Source organism: Sinomonas soli (genome assembly GCF_054782415.1).
Genome location: NZ_BAAGSN010000019.1, coordinates 116,267 through 134,186 on the forward strand (window position 1 = coordinate 116,267; position 17,920 = coordinate 134,186).

12 protein-coding genes are annotated in these 17,920 nt (G+C 67.6%); 10 read left to right on the forward strand and 2 right to left on the reverse strand.

Annotation, left to right across the window (positions count from 1 at the left end; genetic code table 11):
• Nucleotides 1–116 precede the first annotated feature (116 nt).
• Nucleotides 117–1,304, reverse strand: a complete 1,188-nt coding sequence (locus ACYVKZ_RS18135; RefSeq protein ID WP_460993638.1) for an acetyl-CoA C-acetyltransferase — start codon at nucleotides 1,302–1,304, stop codon at nucleotides 117–119.
• Between the two features lie 408 nt (nucleotides 1,305–1,712).
• On the opposite strand from ACYVKZ_RS18135, the gene rpoB reads away from it, so the two are divergent.
• From rpoB to tuf, 6 genes are all read left to right on the forward strand, one after another.
• Nucleotides 1,713–5,213, forward strand: coding sequence for a DNA-directed RNA polymerase subunit beta (rpoB, locus tag ACYVKZ_RS18140; protein WP_066499558.1), 3,501 nt, complete (start codon nucleotides 1,713–1,715; stop codon nucleotides 5,211–5,213).
• Between the two features lie 60 nt (nucleotides 5,214–5,273).
• Nucleotides 5,274–9,173: a DNA-directed RNA polymerase subunit beta' gene (locus ACYVKZ_RS18145; protein ID WP_460993639.1), complete on the forward strand. Its 3,900-nt coding sequence runs from the start codon at nucleotides 5,274–5,276 to the stop codon at nucleotides 9,171–9,173.
• A 381-nt stretch (nucleotides 9,174–9,554) separates the two neighbouring features.
• The gene (gene rpsL, locus ACYVKZ_RS18150) at nucleotides 9,555–9,929 is read left to right on the forward strand and encodes a 30S ribosomal protein S12 (protein WP_043119407.1); all 375 of its coding nucleotides are present in this window, start codon (nucleotides 9,555–9,557) and stop codon (nucleotides 9,927–9,929) included.
• Nucleotides 9,929–10,399, forward strand: coding sequence for a 30S ribosomal protein S7 (gene rpsG / locus ACYVKZ_RS18155; RefSeq protein WP_066499554.1), 471 nt, complete (start codon nucleotides 9,929–9,931; stop codon nucleotides 10,397–10,399). Before rpsL ends, rpsG begins: the two co-directional genes overlap by 1 nt.
• Nucleotides 10,400–10,473: 74 nt before the next feature.
• Complete coding sequence (gene fusA, locus ACYVKZ_RS18160; protein ID WP_307004524.1) at nucleotides 10,474–12,588, forward strand: elongation factor G; 2,115 nt, start codon at nucleotides 10,474–10,476, stop codon at nucleotides 12,586–12,588.
• Nucleotides 12,589–12,784: 196 nt separating this feature from the next.
• Nucleotides 12,785–13,975: an elongation factor Tu gene (gene tuf / locus ACYVKZ_RS18165; RefSeq protein WP_066499550.1), complete on the forward strand. Its 1,191-nt coding sequence runs from the start codon at nucleotides 12,785–12,787 to the stop codon at nucleotides 13,973–13,975.
• Nucleotides 13,976–14,108: 133 nt separating this feature from the next.
• Here tuf and ACYVKZ_RS18170 read toward each other — a convergent pair whose 3' ends face one another.
• A complete protein-coding gene (locus ACYVKZ_RS18170; RefSeq protein WP_460993640.1) occupies nucleotides 14,109–15,605 on the reverse strand; it encodes a GH1 family beta-glucosidase in 1,497 nt (498 codons plus the stop codon).
• 383 nt (nucleotides 15,606–15,988) lie between these two features.
• On the opposite strand from ACYVKZ_RS18170, the gene rpsJ reads away from it, so the two are divergent.
• From rpsJ to rplW, 4 genes are read left to right on the forward strand one after another with little or no spacing between them, the layout of a single operon-like run.
• The gene (rpsJ, locus tag ACYVKZ_RS18175) at nucleotides 15,989–16,297 is read left to right on the forward strand and encodes a 30S ribosomal protein S10 (RefSeq protein ID WP_043119398.1); all 309 of its coding nucleotides are present in this window, start codon (nucleotides 15,989–15,991) and stop codon (nucleotides 16,295–16,297) included.
• Between the two features lie 21 nt (nucleotides 16,298–16,318).
• Nucleotides 16,319–16,969, forward strand: coding sequence for a 50S ribosomal protein L3 (gene rplC, locus ACYVKZ_RS18180; protein ID WP_460993641.1), 651 nt, complete (start codon nucleotides 16,319–16,321; stop codon nucleotides 16,967–16,969).
• A 4-nt stretch (nucleotides 16,970–16,973) separates the two neighbouring features.
• Nucleotides 16,974–17,594: a 50S ribosomal protein L4 gene (gene rplD, locus ACYVKZ_RS18185; RefSeq protein ID WP_460993642.1), complete on the forward strand. Its 621-nt coding sequence runs from the start codon at nucleotides 16,974–16,976 to the stop codon at nucleotides 17,592–17,594.
• Complete coding sequence (gene rplW / locus ACYVKZ_RS18190; RefSeq protein WP_066499543.1) at nucleotides 17,591–17,899, forward strand: 50S ribosomal protein L23; 309 nt, start codon at nucleotides 17,591–17,593, stop codon at nucleotides 17,897–17,899. The genes rplD and rplW overlap by 4 nt, the downstream gene beginning before the upstream one ends.
• The last annotated feature ends 21 nt before the right edge of the window (nucleotides 17,900–17,920 follow it).

Sequence of the window (17,920 nt, forward strand, 5' to 3'; positions counted from 1 at the left end):
CGTGGGCTGCGGCACCGGCGAGGAACCGCGCATGCCCGTCCCCGGCCGCGGCCGACGCCGGCCCCTCGCCTGCCGCCGGAGCCGACCCCCCGCCGTCGTGCGTCACTGCAGCCCCCTCAGTCGCGGTAGAGGAGGAGGGCCTCGCCCTGGCCGCCGCCGCCGCACAGCGCCACGGCGGCCCTGCCGGAGCCGCGCCGGGCGAGCTCGTGGGCGGCGTGGCCGGCGAGCCGCGCACCCGAGGCGCCGATCGGGTGGCCGAGGGCGATCGCGCCGCCGTGGATGTTGCACTTCTCAAGGGGGTAGTCGAGGTCCTTGAGCGACTGGACGGCCACCGAGCCGAACGCCTCGTTGATCTCGATGAAGTCGAGGTCGGCGGTGGTCCACTGCGCGCGGGAGAGGGCCTGCGAGATCGCGTGCGAGGGCTGAGAGTGGAGCGAGTTGTCGGGGCCGGCCACCTGCCCGGGCCTGCCGACCACGGCGAGCCAGTCCAGCCCGTGCTCCTCGGCGTAGGCGCGGCTGGTCAGGACCAGGGCGGCCGCGCCGTCGGAGAGGGGCGAGGAGTTGCCGGCGGTGATGGTGCCGTCGGTGGCGAAGGCGGCGCGCAGCGGGGCGAGGGTCTCGCGGGAGGTGTTGGGCCGGACCCCCTCGTCGGCGGACAGGAGGATCGGGTCCCCCTTGCGCTGCCTGACCTCGAGCGGGGCGATCTCGTCGTCGAACACGCCCTCCTTCTGCGCGACCGCGGCGCGCACGTGCGAGGCGGCCGCGACCTCGTCTTGGGCCTCGCGGCTGATCCCGAGGGCCAGGTTCCGCGTCTCCGTCGACAGGCCCATCGACTGCCCGTCGAAGGCGTCCGTCAGGCCGTCGTGCGCGGCGACATCGAGGGCGCCGACCGTGCCGTAGGTCCAGCCCTGGCGCGATCCGGGGAGCACATGCGGGGCCCGGGACATCGACTCCTGGCCGCCGGCCACGACCACGGTGGCGTCCCCGGCGCGGATCATCCGGGCCGCGTCGATCACGGCCGTGAGGCCGGAGAGGCAGACCTTGTTGATGGTCACGCACGGCACGTCCCAGCCGACGCCGGCGGCGATCGCGCTCTGTCGCGCGGGGTTCTGCCCGGCGCCCGCCTGGAGCACCTGGCCCATGATCACCGCGTCCACGGCGTCGGCGCCGACGCCTGCCCGCCCGATCGCCGCCGCGATGGCGTGGGTGCCCAGCTCCACCGCGGTGAACGAGACGAGCTGGCCGTTGAGGCGGCCCAGTGGCGTGCGCGCGGCGGACAGGATCACAACGTCGTCGTTGCTCATGGCTTCGCTCCCGAATCTGACGTGCCTGCAGTGCCCGAGACGGGCATCAGGTCCCTGTGGTGTCCATCAGGCTACCGCCACCTGCCCCCGGCAGCGCCAGAGGCCGCCCCGCGGACGCCGGGTGTACAGTGTGGTTCGCGACCTGTTCGTACGGCGGCCGGATCGACGGCGATTCCGGCCTACGCCACGGGGACACTTGACCCGACGCGCGGTGTGCGGTAGACACGTGCGCCCATCTGGGGTATGGTAAATCTTTGCGTTCTCCCTTTTAACAGCTGTTAACCGGTGGTGCCTTCATATAGCGGTGGGCTCTCGGGACGGTCATGCGGTCAACCATCAGGTTCTGCGGGCCAAGGCCCCGTCGGGGGAGGGTGCGGACAATCCTGAAGGTCTGTGGAAGGATCCCTCTTGGTCGCCTCGAGCACCTCTGAAACCCAAACCGCTACCACCGACGGTGCAAACCGCCGGCTCTCATTCGCCAAGATTCACGAACCGCTGGATGTTCCGAATCTCCTCGCCCTCCAGACCGAGAGCTTCGACTGGCTCGTCGGCAACGAGCGCTGGCAGGCCCGTGTGGCCGAGGCCCAGGCGAAGGGCGACGACAGTGTGGCGACGACGTCCGGCCTGTCGGACATCTTCGAGGAGATCTCCCCGATCGAGGACTTCCAGGGCACCATGTCCCTGAGCTTCTCGGATCCGGAGTTCGCCGATCCGAAGTTCACCATGGCGGAATGCAAGGACCGCGACGCCACCTACTCGGCCCCGCTGTACGTCAAGGCCGAGTTCATGAACAACAACACGGGCGAGATCAAGCAGCAGACCGTGTTCATGGGCGACTTCCCGCTCATGACGGACAAGGGCACGTTCGTGGTCAACGGCACCGAGCGTGTCGTCGTCTCGCAGCTCGTCCGCTCCCCGGGCGCGTACTTCGAGCGCACCGCGGACAAGACGAGCGACAAGGACATCTTCACCGCGAAGATCATCCCGTCGCGCGGCGCCTGGTTCGAGCTCGAGATCGACAAGCGCGACCAGGTCGGCGTGCGCCTCGACCGCAAGCGCAAGCAGTCGGTGACCGTGCTGCTCAAGGCGCTCGGCTGGACCGAGGGCCAGATCCTCGAGGAGTTCGGCGAGTACGACTCGATCCGCGCGACCCTCGAGAAGGACACCACGGAGACCCGCGAGGACGCCCTCCTCGACATCTACCGCAAGCTGCGTCCGGGCGAGCCGCCGACGGTCGACGCCGCGCAGTCCCTCCTGGACAACCTGTACTTCAACGTCAAGCGCTACGACCTCGCGAAGGTCGGCCGCTACAAGATCAACCGCAAGCTCGGCATCGACCGCCCGCTCTCGGACCCGACGGCGTCCATCCTCCACATCGAGGACATCGTCGCCATGATCAAGTTCCTCGTGGCGCTCCACGCCGGCGAGAAGTCGATCAAGGGCACCCGCGACGGCGAGGAGATCGACGTCCGCGTCGAGGTCGACGACATCGACCACTTCGGCAACCGCCGCATCCGCGCGGTCGGCGAGCTCATCGAGAACCAGGTCCGCACCGGTCTGTCCCGCATGGAGCGCGTGGTCCGCGAGCGCATGACCACGCAGGACGTCGAGGCGATCACGCCGCAGACCCTGATCAACATCCGCCCGGTCGTGGCTGCGATCAAGGAGTTCTTCGGAACCTCCCAGCTCTCGCAGTTCATGGACCAGAACAACCCGCTCTCGGGCCTGACCCACAAGCGCCGCCTCTCGGCCCTCGGCCCGGGCGGCCTGTCCCGCGACCGCGCGGGCATGGAGGTCCGCGACGTGCACCCGTCGCACTACGGCCGCATGTGCCCCATCGAGACCCCTGAAGGCCCGAACATCGGCCTCATCGGCTCGCTGGCCTCCTACGGGCGCATCAACCCGTTCGGCTTCATCGAGACCCCGTACCGCAAGGTGTCCAACGGGATCGTGTCGGACCAGGTCGACTACCTCACGGCCGACGACGAGGCCGAGGTGCAGATCGCCCAGGCGAACTCGCCGCTGAACGAGGACGGCTCCTTCGCCGAGGAGATGGTCCTGGTCCGCCAGCGCGGCGGCGGTGGCGAGCCCACGCTCGTTCCGGCCGACGAGGTCGAGTACATGGACGTCTCCCCGCGCCAGATGGTGTCGGTCGCGACGGCCCTCATCCCGTTCCTCGAGCACGACGACGCCAACCGCGCCCTCATGGGTGCGAACATGCAGCGCCAGGCCGTGCCGCTCGTCCGCTCCGAGGCGCCGTTCGTCGGCACCGGCATGGAGCGCTCGGCTGCGGTGGACGCGGGCGACGTCGTCGTGGCCAAGAAGGCGGGCGTCGTCACCGAGGTCTCCGCGGACCTCGTGGTGATGCTCAACGACGACGGCACGGAGACGAACTACCGCATCGGCAAGTTCTCCCGCTCCAACCAGGGCAACTGCTACAACCACCGCGTGCTCGTCAACGAGGGCGACCGCCTCGAGCTCGGCGGCATCATCGCTGACGGGCCCGCCACCGACCAGGGCGAGCTCGCCCTCGGCCGGAACCTCCTCGTCGCGTTCATGTCGTGGGAGGGCCACAACTTCGAGGACGCGATCATCCTCAGCCAGCGGATCGTGGCCGAGGACGTTCTCTCCTCGATCCACATCGAGGAGCACGAGATCGACGCCCGCGACACCAAGCTGGGTGCCGAGGAGATCACGCGCGACATCCCCAACGTGTCCGAGGAGGTGCTTGCCCAGCTCGACGAGCGCGGCATCATCCACATCGGCGCCGAGGTCGAGGCCGGCGACATCCTGGTCGGCAAGGTCACCCCGAAGGGCGAGACCGAGCTGACCCCGGAGGAGCGCCTGCTGCGCGCGATCTTCGGCGAGAAGTCCCGCGAGGTGCGCGACACGTCCCTGAAGGTCCCGCACGGCGAGTCCGGCACCGTCATCGGCGTGCGCGTGTTCGACCGCGACAACGACGACGAGCTGCCCCCGGGCGTGAACCAGCTCGTGCGCGTCTACGTGGCCGCCAAGCGCAAGATCACGGACGGCGACAAGCTCGCCGGCCGCCACGGCAACAAGGGCGTCATCTCCAAGATCCTGCCGGTGGAGGACATGCCGTTCCTCGCCGACGGGACCCCGGTCGACGTCGTCCTGAACCCGCTCGGCGTGCCGGGCCGCATGAACGTCGGCCAGGTCCTCGAGCTTCACCTGGGCTGGATCGCCAAGACCGGCTGGAAGGTCGAGGGCGAGCCGGAGTGGATCAAGAACCTGCCGAACATGCCGCGCGAGACGGGCCCCAACCAGAACCTGGCCACGCCGGTGTTCGACGGTGCCCGCGAGGAGGAGATCTCGGGCCTGCTCGACTCCACCAACGTCACCCGTGACGGCGAGCGGCTCATCGGTGCCTCCGGCAAGGCCCAGCTGTTCGACGGCCGTTCGGGTGAGCCGTTCCCGGACCCGGTCTCGGTCGGCTACATGTACATCCTGAAGCTGCACCACCTCGTGGACGACAAGATCCACGCCCGTTCCACTGGCCCGTACTCCATGATCACCCAGCAGCCGCTCGGTGGTAAGGCGCAGTTCGGCGGCCAGCGCTTCGGCGAGATGGAGGTGTGGGCCCTCGAGGCCTACGGTGCTGCGTACACGCTCCAGGAGCTCCTGACGATCAAGTCGGATGACATCCACGGCCGTGTGAAGGTCTACGAGGCGATCGTCAAGGGCGAGAACATCCCCGAGCCGGGCGTCCCCGAGTCCTTCAAGGTCCTCATCAAGGAAATGCAGTCGCTGTGCCTGAACGTGGAGGTCCTCTCCGCCGACGGCCAGACGATCGAGATGCGCGACGCCGATGATGCAGTCTTCACTGCTGCCGAGGAACTGGGCATCGACCTCTCCCGCGACGAGCCCAGCTCCGTCGAAGAGGTCTGACCCTCTCCACCGTCACCGGCAGCAGCAAGACTTTCCAGACACGAGAGATAAGGGACCACATTGTCCAACGAATCCTCCTTCGGCCTCATGCAGATCGGCCTGGCGACCGCGGATGACATCCGTACCTGGTCGCACGGCGAAGTGAAGAAGCCGGAAACCATCAACTACCGCACCCTCAAGCCCGAGAAGGACGGCCTCTTCTGCGAGAAGATCTTCGGCCCGTCGCGGGACTGGGAGTGCTACTGCGGCAAGTACAAGCGCGTCCGCTTCAAGGGCATCATCTGCGAGCGCTGCGGCGTCGAGGTCACCCGCGCCAAGGTCCGCCGCGAGCGCATGGGCCACATCGAGCTCGCCGCGCCCGTGACGCACATCTGGTACTTCAAGGGCGTCCCGTCGCGCCTCGGCTACCTGCTCGACCTGGCCCCGAAGGACCTTGAGAAGGTCATCTACTTCGCGGCCTACATGATCACCCGGGTCGATGAGGAGCGCCGCCACGAGCAGCTGCCCAACCTCCAGGCTGAGCACGACCTCGAGCGCAAGCGCCTCGTCGACAACCGCGACTCCGACATCGCCGCGGTCGCCCGCGACCTCGAGGAGGAGCTCGGCAAGCTCGAGGCCGAGGGCGCCAAGGCCGCGGACAAGAAGAAGGCCCGCGACCTCGCCGACAAGACGATGGCGACGATCCGCAAGCGCGCGGACGCCGACATCGAGCGCCTCGAGGCCGTGTGGGACCGCTTCAAGAACCTCAAGGTCGCCGACCTCGAGGGCGACGAGGCTCTCTACCGCGAGCTCCGTGACCGCTACGGGATGTACTTCGAGGGCTCGATGGGCGCCGAGGCGATCCAGAAGCGCCTCCAGTCCTTCGACCTGGAGGCCGAGGCCGACTCGCTCCGCGACATCATCCAGAACGGCAAGGGCCAGCGGAAGACCCGTGCGCTCAAGCGCCTCAAGGTCGTCAACGCGTTCCTCACCACGGAGAACAAGCCGACCGGCATGGTCCTGGACGCCGTCCCGGTGATCCCGCCGGAGCTGCGCCCGATGGTCCAGCTCGACGGCGGCCGCTTCGCGACCTCCGACCTGAATGACCTCTACCGCCGCGTGATCAACCGCAACAACCGCCTCAAGCGCCTGCTTGACCTCGGTGCGCCGGAGATCATCGTCAACAACGAGAAGCGCATGCTGCAGGAGGCTGTGGACTCGCTGTTCGACAACGGCCGCCGCGGCCGCCCGGTGACGGGTCCGGGCAACCGCCCGCTCAAGTCGCTCTCCGACATGCTCAAGGGCAAGCAGGGCCGGTTCCGCCAGAACCTGCTCGGCAAGCGCGTCGACTACTCGGGCCGTTCGGTCATCGTCGTCGGCCCGCAGCTGAAGCTGCACCAGTGCGGCCTGCCGAAGCAGATGGCGCTCGAGCTGTTCAAGCCGTTCGTCATGAAGCGGCTCGTGGACCTCAACCACGCGCAGAACATCAAGAGCGCCAAGCGCATGGTGGAGCGCTACCGTCCGCAGGTCTGGGACGTGCTCGAGGAGATCATCACCGAGCACCCAGTGCTGCTCAACCGCGCACCCACCCTGCACCGCCTCGGCATCCAGGCGTTCGAGCCGCAGCTCGTGGAGGGCAAGGCCATCCAGCTGCACCCGCTCGTCTGCGCGGCGTTCAACGCCGACTTCGATGGCGACCAGATGGCTGTGCACCTGCCGCTGAGCCCCGAGGCCCAGGCCGAGGCGCGCATCCTGATGCTCTCCTCGAACAACATCCTCAAGCCGTCGGACGGCCGTCCGGTCACCCTGCCCTCGCAGGACATGATCATCGGCCTGTACCACCTCACCACCAAGCGTGAGGGTGCCGTCGGCGAGGGCCGCGTGTTCTCCTCGGTCGCCGAGGCGATCATGGCGCACGATGCCCGCGAGCTGCACCTCAACGCGCAGGTGAAGATCCGGCTCGAGGGCTTCGTGCCCTCGAAGGACCGCCCCGCGCCCGAGGGCTGGGAGCCCGGTACGCCGGCGCTCGTGGACACCTCGCTGGGCCAGGTCGTGTTCAACCAGACCCTGCCCGAGGACTACCCGTGGGTCGAGTCCGTGGCGGACAAGGGCCAGCTCTCGAAGATCGTCAACGATCTCGCGGAGCGCTACCCGAAGGTCGTCGTGGCCCAGACCCTCGACAACCTGAAGGACGCCGGCTTCCACTGGGCCACGCGTTCGGGCGTCACGGTCGCGATCTCCGACATCGCCGTCCCCGAGGCCAAGCCGGCGATCCTGGCCGGCTACGAGGACCGCGCGGCGAAGATCCAGAGCCAGTACGACCGTGGTCTCATCGACGACGAGGAGCGCCGCTCCGAGCTCATCGAGATCTGGGACAAGGCGACCACCGAGATCGCGTCGGTCATGCGTGAGTCCATGCCGAAGATGAACACCATCAACCGCATGGTCTCCTCCGGCGCCCGAGGCAACTGGATGCAGGTCCGCCAGATCGCCGGCATCCGCGGCCTCGTGGCGAACCCGAAGGGCGAGATCATCCCGCGCCCGATCAAGTCCTCGTACCGCGAGGGCCTGTCGGTGCTCGAGTACTTCATCGCCACGCACGGCGCCCGCAAGGGTCTGGCGGACACGGCCCTCCGTACCGCCAACTCGGGCTACCTGACGCGTCGTCTCGTCGACGTCTCGCAGGACGTGATCGTGCGCGAGGAGGACTGCGGCACCGAGCGCGGCCTCATGGTCACGATCGCGGTCGCGGACCACAACGGCGAGCTCATGCGCGAGGAGAACGTCGAGAACACGGCGTACACCCGGACGCTCGCGGTGGACGTCACGGACTCCGAGGGCACCGTCCTCGCCGAGGCCGGCGCCGACCTGGGCGATGTGCTGATCAACCAGCTCATCAACGCGGGCATCACGGAGATCCGGGTCCGCTCGGTCCTCACGTGCGAGTCCGCGGTGGGCACCTGCGCGAAGTGCTACGGCCGCTCGCTGGCCTCCGGCAAGCTCGTGGACATCGGCGAGGCCGTCGGCATCATCGCCGCGCAGTCCATCGGCGAGCCCGGCACGCAGCTCACCATGCGTACGTTCCACACCGGTGGCGCCGTGTCGGCGGGCGGTGGCGAGGACATCACGCAGGGTCTGCCCCGTATCCAGGAGCTCTTCGAGGCCCGCACCCCGAAGGGTGTGGCCCCGATCTCCGAGGCCGCCGGCCGCGTGGCGGTCGAGGACACCGAGAAGCAGCTGCGGATCGTCCTCACCCCGGACGACGGCACTGAGGAGATCGCCTACCCGGTCTCCCGCCGTGCGCGTCTCCTGGTCGAGGACGGCGACCGTGTCACCGTCGGGCAGAAGCTCATCAACGGCCCGGTCGACCCGAAGCAGGTCCTGCGCATCCAGGGCCCGCGCGAGGCGCAGAAGTTCCTCGTCGACGAGGTCCAGGGCGTGTACCGCAGCCAGGGCATCGGCATCCACGACAAGCACGTGGAGGTCATCGTCCGCCAGATGCTGCGCCGCGTCACGGTCATCGAGTCCGGTGACACGGACCTGCTGCCCGGCGAGCTCGCGGAGGGCCGCCGCTACCGCGACGAGAACCGCCGCGTGGTGTCCGAGGGCAAGCGTCCGGCGTCTGGCCGGCCGGAGCTCATGGGCATCACCAAGGCGTCGCTCGCCACGGAGTCCTGGCTCTCGGCCGCGTCCTTCCAGGAGACCACCCGCGTCCTCACGCAGGCGGCCATGGAGGGCAGGAGCGACCCGCTGCTCGGCCTCAAGGAGAACGTCATCATCGGCAAGCTCATCCCGGCCGGTACGGGTCTTCCCCGCTACACGGACATCACGGTCGAGCCCACCGAGGAGGCCAAGGCGACGCTCTTCACCGGTCCGAGCGCGTTCAGCGACTTCGCCTACGATCCGCTGAACGGCGACGGGGTCCAGGAGTTCCACGCGATCCCGCTGGACGACTACGACCTCGGCGGCGACTACCGCTGATCCGCAGTACGCCAGAGTCCGGACGGCCGGCACCCCTCGGGGTGCCGGCCGTCCGGCGTCCCGCCCGCCTCTCATCCGCCGAGTGGCCGGGCGGCCGGGGGAGGGCAATTCGGTCCAGCAGCCGGCCCGTGATAGGCTTTCTTCGATTGTTTCTGTGTGGCAGTGGATGAAGGCCGTCGGGAAAGTCCCCCGGGACTCAGCGGCGACGGGGCCTGTTTCCGGGTTGCGGGGTTGGTGCGCAACGGATGCCACACTTTTGCACGCCTACGGTCGGTTGCCGCGGAAGTGCGAAGCAACCGACAGCGTCCACCGAATCCCTCCATCACGGGGCGACGTGGGCGGAAGTTCAACGACGTACGCAAGTACAAAGACGGAGCGATAGTGCCTACTATTCAGCAGCTGGTCCGGAAGGGCCGCACGCCGAAGGTCTCCAAGACCAAGGCCCCTGCCCTCAAGGGCAGCCCCATGCGTCGTGGCGTGTGCACCCGTGTGTACACCACGACCCCGAAGAAGCCGAACTCCGCGCTCCGCAAGGTTGCGCGCGTCCGCCTCAACGGCGGCGTCGAGGTCACGGCGTACATCCCCGGCGTCGGCCACAACCTCCAGGAGCACTCGATCGTGCTCGTGCGCGGCGGCCGCGTGAAGGACCTTCCCGGTGTCCGCTACAAGATCGTCCGCGGCGCCCTCGACACCCAGGGTGTCAAGAACCGCCAGCAGGCCCGCAGCCGCTACGGCGCCAAGAAGGAGAAGAAGTAATGCCTCGTAAGGGCCCTGCCCCGAAGCGTCCTCTCGTCGTCGACCCGGTCTACGGTTCGCCGCTCGTGACGCAGCTCATCAACAAGGTCCTCGTGGACGGCAAGAAGTCCACCGCCGAGCGCATCGTCTACGGTGCTCTCGAGGGCGCGCGCCAGAAGACGGGCAACGATCCCGTCGCGGCGCTCAAGAAGGCCATGGACAACGTCCGCCCGACCCTCGAGGTCCGCTCCCGCCGCGTCGGCGGCGCGACCTACCAGGTTCCGGTCGAGGTCAAGCCCGGCCGCGCCACCGCGCTGGCCCTCCGCTGGCTCGTCGGCTACTCGAAGGCCCGCCGCGAGAAGACGATGACCGAGCGTCTCCAGAACGAGATCCTCGACGCCTCGAACGGCCTCGGTGCCGCAGTGAAGCGCCGCGAGGACACGCACAAGATGGCCGAGTCCAACAAGGCCTTCGCCCACTACCGCTGGTAATACCAGGGTTCGCCGCCGGCCCCACGAGGGCCGGCGGCGAACGTGCAGCCATTTAGGACAAACAGGGAGACACCGTGGCACTCGACGTGCTTACCGACCTCAGCAGGGTCCGCAACATCGGCATCATGGCGCACATCGATGCCGGCAAGACCACCACGACCGAGCGCATTCTCTTCTACACGGGCATGACGCACAAGATCGGCGAGACGCACGACGGCGCCTCGACGACCGACTGGATGGAGCAGGAGAAGGAGCGCGGCATCACCATCACGTCTGCCGCCGTGTCCTGCTTCTGGAACAACAACCAGATCAACATCATCGATACGCCCGGCCACGTGGACTTCACGGTCGAGGTCGAGCGCTCCCTGCGCGTGCTCGATGGCGCCGTCGCCGTCTTCGACGGCAAGGAAGGCGTCGAGCCGCAGTCCGAGACGGTGTGGCGCCAGGCCGACAAGTACGACGTGCCCCGCATCTGCTTCGTCAACAAGATGGACAAGCTCGGCGCTGACTTCTACTTCACCGTCGACACCATCGTGAAGCGCCTCGGTGCCAAGCCGCTCGTCATGCAGCTGCCCATCGGCTCCGAGAGCGACTTCATCGGCGTCGTCGACCTGCTCACCATGAAGGCCCTCGTCTGGCCTGGCGACGCCAAGGGCGACGTGACCATGGGTGCCTCCTACGAGACCCGCGAGATCCCCGCGGACCTGCAGGAGAAGGCCGAGCAGTACCGCCACGAGCTCGTCGAGGCCGTTGCCGAGGCGTCCGAGGAGCTCACGGAGAAGTACCTCGAGGGCGAGGAGCTCACCCTCGAGGAGCTCAAGGCCGGCATCCGCAAGCTCACGGTCAACTCGGAGATCTACCCCGTGTTCTGTGGCTCCGCGTTCAAGAACCGCGGTGTCCAGCCGATGCTCGACGCGGTCATCGACTACCTCCCGTCCCCGCTCGACGTGCCCGCCATGATCGGCCACGACCCGAAGGACGAGACGGTCGAGATGACCCGCAAGCCGAGCGAGGACGAGCCGTTCTCCGCTCTGGCGTTCAAGATTGCCGCGCACCCGTTCTTCGGCCAGCTCAACTTCATCCGCGTGTACTCGGGCAAGGCGACCTCGGGCATGCAGGTGCTGAACTCGACCAAGGGCAAGAAGGAGCGCCTCGGCAAGCTCTTCCAGATGCACGCCAACAAGGAGAACCCCGTCGAGGAGCTCCACGCTGGCCACATCTACGCGGTGATCGGCCTCAAGGACACCACGACCGGCGACACGCTGTGCGACATGGCGAACCCGATCGTCCTCGAGTCGATGACCTTCCCCGAGCCCGTGATCTTCGTGGCCATCGAGCCGAAGACCAAGGGCGACCAGGAGAAGCTCTCCACCGCCATCCAGAAGCTCTCCGCTGAGGACCCGACGTTCACCGTCTCCCTCAACGAGGAGACCGGCCAGACCGAGATCGGCGGCATGGGCGAGCTCCACCTGGACATCCTGGTGGACCGCATGCGCCGCGAGTTCAAGGTCGAGGCCAACGTGGGCAAGCCGCAGGTGGCCTACCGCGAGACCATCAAGAAGAAGGTCGAGAAGGTCGACTACACGCACAAGAAGCAGACTGGCGGTTCCGGCCAGTTCGCGAAGGTGCAGGTCACGTTCGAGCCGCTCGACACGGCCGAGGGCACGTTCTACGAGTTCGTGAACGCCGTCACCGGCGGTCGCGTCCCGCGCGAGTACATCCCGAGCGTGGACGCGGGCATCCAGGACGCCATGCAGTTCGGCATCCTGGCTGGCTACCCGATGGTGGGCGTCAAGGCGTCCCTCACGGATGGCGCCTACCACGACGTCGACTCCTCGGAGATGGCGTTCAAGATCGCTGGTTCGCAGGTGTTCAAGGAGGGCGCACGTCGCGCCAACCCGGTGCTCCTCGAGCCGCTCATGGCCGTCGAGGTGCGCACGCCCGAGGAGTACATGGGCGACGTCATCGGCGACCTGAACTCCCGCCGTGGCCAGATCCAGGCCATGGAGGACGCTGTCGGCGTCAAGGTCATCCGCGCCCTCGTGCCGCTGTCCGAGATGTTCGGCTACATCGGCGACCTTCGCTCGAAGACCCAGGGACGTGCTGTCTACTCGATGCAGTTCGACAGCTACTCCGAGGTCCCGAAGGCCGTCGCCGACGAGATCATCCAGAAGTCGCGCGGCGAGTAGTCCAGCGATCGCGGCCCGCCGCCGGCACCGGTCCGAAGGGGCCGGGACGCACGACGACGGCGGGTCGCCCTCCGCGCGGGAGCCGGCTTCCGCGTGATTTCACGAAAAAACACAGCCCACAGTAGACTTGCACAAGTTTCAGTTGCGAAAGGCGCGGCTGGAAGCAGTCTTCTGAATCCAGTTCTAGGAGGAACAAGTGGCGAAGGCAAAGTTCGAGCGGACTAAGCCGCACGTCAACATCGGCACCATCGGCCACGTTGACCACGGCAAGACGACGCTGACTGCTGCCATCTCGAAGGTGCTTGCTGACAAGTACCCCGACCTCAACGAGAAGCGCGACTTCGCGCAGATCGACTCCGCTCCTGAGGAGCGCCAGCGCGGCATCACCATCAACATCTCCCACATCGAGTACCAGACGGAGAAGCGTCACTACGCTCACGTCGATGCTCCGGGCCACGCTGACTACATCAAGAACATGATCACGGGTGCGGCGCAGATGGACGGCGCCATCCTCGTGGTTGCGGCGACTGATGGTCCGATGGCTCAGACCCGCGAGCACGTTCTGCTCGCCCGACAGGTCGGCGTGCCGTACCTGCTGGTCGCGCTGAACAAGGCTGACATGGTCGACGACGAGGAGCTCCTCGATCTCGTCGAGATGGAGGTCCGTGAGCTCCTGTCCTCGCAGGGCTTCGACGGCGACAACGCTCCGGTCATCCGCGTCTCGGGCCTCAAGGCCCTCGAGGGTGACCCGAAGTGGGTCAAGTCGGTTGAGGACCTCATGGAGGCCGTCGACGAGAACATCCCGGATCCGGTCCGTGACCGCGACAAGCCGTTCCTCATGCCGATTGAGGACGTCTTCACGATCACCGGCCGTGGCACGGTCGTGACCGGCCGCGCCGAGCGTGGCACCCTCGCCCTCAACTCCGAGGTTGAGATCGTCGGCATCCGTCCGGTCCAGAAGACCACCGTCACCGGCATCGAGATGTTCCACAAGCAGCTCGACGAGGCTTGGGCCGGCGAGAACTGTGGCCTCCTGCTCCGCGGCATCAAGCGCGAGGACGTCGAGCGTGGCCAGGTCGTCGTGAAGCCGGGTTCGATCACCCCGCACACCGACTTCGAGGCGAACGTCTACATCCTCTCGAAGGACGAGGGCGGCCGTCACAACCCGTTCTACTCGAACTACCGCCCGCAGTTCTACTTCCGTACCACGGACGTGACCGGCGTCATCACCCTCCCCGAGGGCACCGAGATGGTCATGCCCGGCGACAACACTGAGATGACTGTCCAGCTCATCCAGCCCATCGCCATGGAAGAGGGCCTCGGCTTCGCCATCCGTGAGGGTGGCCGCACCGTTGGCTCGGGCCGCGTGACCAAGATCATCAAGTAGTTCCTCACGGAACTGCTGGCCTGAGGGCCGGATCTGGAAGGACCCCGTCGCACCCAGTGCGGCGGGGTCCTTCCGTCTGTGCGGGCGTAGTCTGTGCGGCGCCCTCCGGACGGGCGCCGTCCCCGGCCCGCGGTCAGGCGCTCACGGCGGGCCGGTGCCGGGCCCGTGCGAGCCGGCGCAGCCAGTAGTAGGAGGCCTTGGGGGTCCGCTCGAGGGTGGCGAAGTCCGTGTGCACGAGGCCGAACCGCTGCGTGTAGCCGGCCGCCCACTCGAAGTTGTCCATGAGCGTCCACACGTACCAGCCCCGCAGGTCGACGCCCTCGGCAGGCCCGCCCGGCTCCACGGCGGCGAGCGCCGCCTCGAGGTGCGAGGCGAGGTAGGCGATCCGCTCGTCGTCGTACACCATGCCGTCCGCCTGGGCGGGCTCCGGGAAGCTCGCCCCACTCTCCGTGATGTAGATCGGCGGCAGCGCGTCGCCGTAGCGCTTCTTGAGTTCGGACAGGACCACCCCGCAGTACTTCGGGGAGATGGGCCACCCGAAGCCGGTGCTCGCGTACTCGGGGAAGTCCGCGAGGTGGAACGGCACCTTGGTCATGGCCTTGGTCGGCTTCACACCCTCGGGGGTGGGCCCGGGCCCGGAGCGGATGCGCGCGGGGTAGTAGTAGTTCACCCCGTAGAAGTCGAGCGGCTGGTGGATCGTGGCGAGGTCCTCCGGGCGCGGGTCGCGCAGCGCGTGGAAGAACCGCCGCGCCAGGAAGGGCGGCTTGGGGTAGCGGCCCAAGAGGATCGGGTCCGCGTAGAGGCGGTTGACCATGAGGTCGACGACGCGGGCGTGGATCCAGTCCAGCGGATTGGCCCCGGCCGGGTGCACGGGGGCATGCATGTTCGTGACCCCGATCGCGCCCCGGGCGCCGGAGGCGCGGAGGGCCTGGACGGACATTCCGTGGGCGAGGAGCTGGTGGTGCACCGCGGGCATGGCGTCGAACAGAAGCTGCTTGCCTGGGGCGTGGATGCCGACTGCGTAGCCGTTCAGGGTCACGGACACCGGCTCGTTGAGCGTCACCCACCGGTCCACGCGGTCGCCGAAGCGGCGCCCCGCCTCTGCGGCGAAGGCACCGCACCGTTCGGCGGTCTCGCGGCTGAGCCACCCGCCGTCGTGCTCGAGGGGGAGGGGAGTGTCCCAGTGGTAGAGGGTGGCCATCGGGGACAGGCCGGCGGCGAGCATGTCGTCGATGAGGCGGTCGTAGAAGTCCCAGCCCTTCTCGTTCCAGGCCCCGCGGCCGTCCGGCTGCACGCGGGGCCAGGCGATCGAGAAGCGGTAGGAGTCCACGCCGAGGTCGGTCAGCAGCCCGAGGTCCTCGTGGCTGCGGTGGTAGTGGTCGCACGCGACGGCGGGGGAGTCCCCGTGGGCGATCATGCCCGGCCGGGCCGCGAACTCGTCCCAGCCGGAGGGGCCGCGGCCGTCCTCGTCGAGCGCCCCCTCGATCTGGAACGCAGCCGTGGCCACTCCGAGGGTGAAGCCGTCCGGGATGCGCCCGGCCAGGGCCTCGACGGCCGAGGCGGCAGGGCCGAGCGCAGCCGTGGGACCATTGTCGGGGCCGGGTGCCGGGGACTGGTCCGCTGGGAGCATGGGACTATGATCCTCAGCACAGTCCCCGAGGGCAATGGGGTGCCGCCCTCTGGGCGCGGGGACCCGATTGGCGCATGGCGCAGATCTCTGGCAGACTAGATGAGTTGTTCAAGCGCTCCTTCGTGTCCCGATCCGGATAATGCCGGGTGCAGGGTCCAGGCTGGAGACCAAATATGACCCACCTTCGCGAAAGAGGCTAGGGGATCGTGTGCGCCAGCGGCGCGACACGCCCGACCGCGGGGGTCGGAGAGGCCGGCTGTCTGAGGAACCCGGGTCACCGGATTCAGGCAGTGCTGCCGGTGGTGGTCGTGACCTTGAATGCTTCGGCAGCCACAGCCAACAGAACAGTGCAGTGCTAAGACGACGAAAGCGAGTCAGGCGATATGGCGGGACAGAAGATCCGCATCCGGCTGAAGTCGTATGACCACGAGGTCATCGATACTTCGGCTCGGAAGATCGTTGAGACGGTCACGCGCGCAGGCGCAACGGTGGTGGGCCCCGTCCCGCTCCCCACGGAGAAGAACGTGTACTGCGTCATCCGCTCTCCGCACAAGTACAAGGACAGCCGCGAGCACTTTGAGATGCGCACGCACAAGCGGCTGATCGACATCATCGACCCGACGCCCAAGGCTGTCGACTCGCTCATGCGTCTCGACCTGCCGGCCGACGTCAACATCGAAATCAAGCTCTAAGAGGGAGGTGCTGAGAGAACTATGACCGCAACCCGCAATGTGAAGGGCCTGCTGGGCACGAAGCTCGGCATGACCCAGGTCTGGGACGAGAACAACAAGCTCATCCCCGTCACTGTCGTTAAGGCCGACGCCAACGTCGTCACCCAGCTCCGCAACGCCGAGACCGATGGCTACACCGCCGTCCAGATCGGCTACGGCCAGATTGACCCGCGCAAGGTCAACAAGCCGCTCACCGGCCACTTCGAGAAGGCCGGCGTGACCCCGCGCCGCCACCTCGTCGAGGTCCGCACCGCCGACGCCGAGTCCTACGAGGTGGGCCAGGAGCTCTCCGTGGAGACCTTCGAGGCCGGCCAGAAGATCGACATCGTCGGCACCACCAAGGGCAAGGGCTTCGCCGGCGTCATGAAGCGTCACGGCTTCTCCGGCGTCGGTGCCTCCCACGGTGCACACAAGAACCACCGCAAGCCCGGTTCCATCGGTGCCTGCGCCACCCCGGGCCGCGTCTTCAAGGGCCTCCGCATGGCCGGTCGCATGGGCAACGTTCGCCAGACGACCATGAACCTCACCGTCCACGCCGTGGATGCCGAGAACTCGCTGCTCCTCATCAAGGGCGCCCTCCCCGGCGCCCGCGGCTCGGTCGTCCTCGTCCGCACCGCCGTGAAGGGAGCCTGAACTCATGGCTAACGCAACTGTCAAGGTCGATCTCCCCGCCGAGATCTTCGACGTCCAGACCAACGTCCCGCTTCTTCACCAGGTCGTCGTCGCCCAGCTGGCCGCTGCACGCCAGGGCACGCACAAGGTGAAGACCCGCGGTGAGGTCTCCGGCGCCGGCCGCAAGCCGTTCAAGCAGAAGGGCACCGGCCGCGCCCGCCAGGGCTCGATCCGCGCTCCGCACATGACCGGTGGCGGCGTCGTCCACGGTCCCGTGCCGCGTGACTACAGCCAGCGCACCCCCAAGAAGATGAAGGCCGCTGCCCTCCGCGGCGCCCTCTCGGACCGGGCCCGCAACGGCCGCATCCACGTCGTCGAGTCCCTCGTCTCCGGTGAGAAGCCGAGCACGAAGGGCGCCATGGAGACCCTGCGCGCCCTCTCCGAGCGGAAGAACCTGCTCGTCGTCCTCGACCGCGCCGACGAGCTCGGGGCCCTCTCGGTCCGCAACCTCACCGAGGTGCACGCGATCTACGCCGACCAGCTGAACACGTACGACGTTCTCGTCTCCGACGACGTGGTCTTCACGAAGCCTGCGTTCGACGCGTTCGTGGCGTCCAAGTCCAAGAATGAGGAGGGCTCCAAGTGAGCGCATCCAGCTACAAGGACCCGCGCGACGTCATCTTCGCGCCGGTCGTCTCCGAGAAGAGCTACGGGCTGATCGACGAGGGCAAGTACACCTTCCTGGTGGACCCGCGCTCGAACAAGACCGAGATCAAGATCGCGATCGAGCGCATCTTCTCGGTCAAGGTCGACTCGATCAACACGCTCAACCGCCCGGGCAAGCGCAAGCGCACCAAGTTCGGCTGGGGCGAGCGCAAGAGCACCAAGCGTGCCATCGTCACTCTCAAGGACGGCAGCACGATCGACATCTTCGGCGGTCCGCTCGCCTGAGCGGAGACCACTTTAACGAGG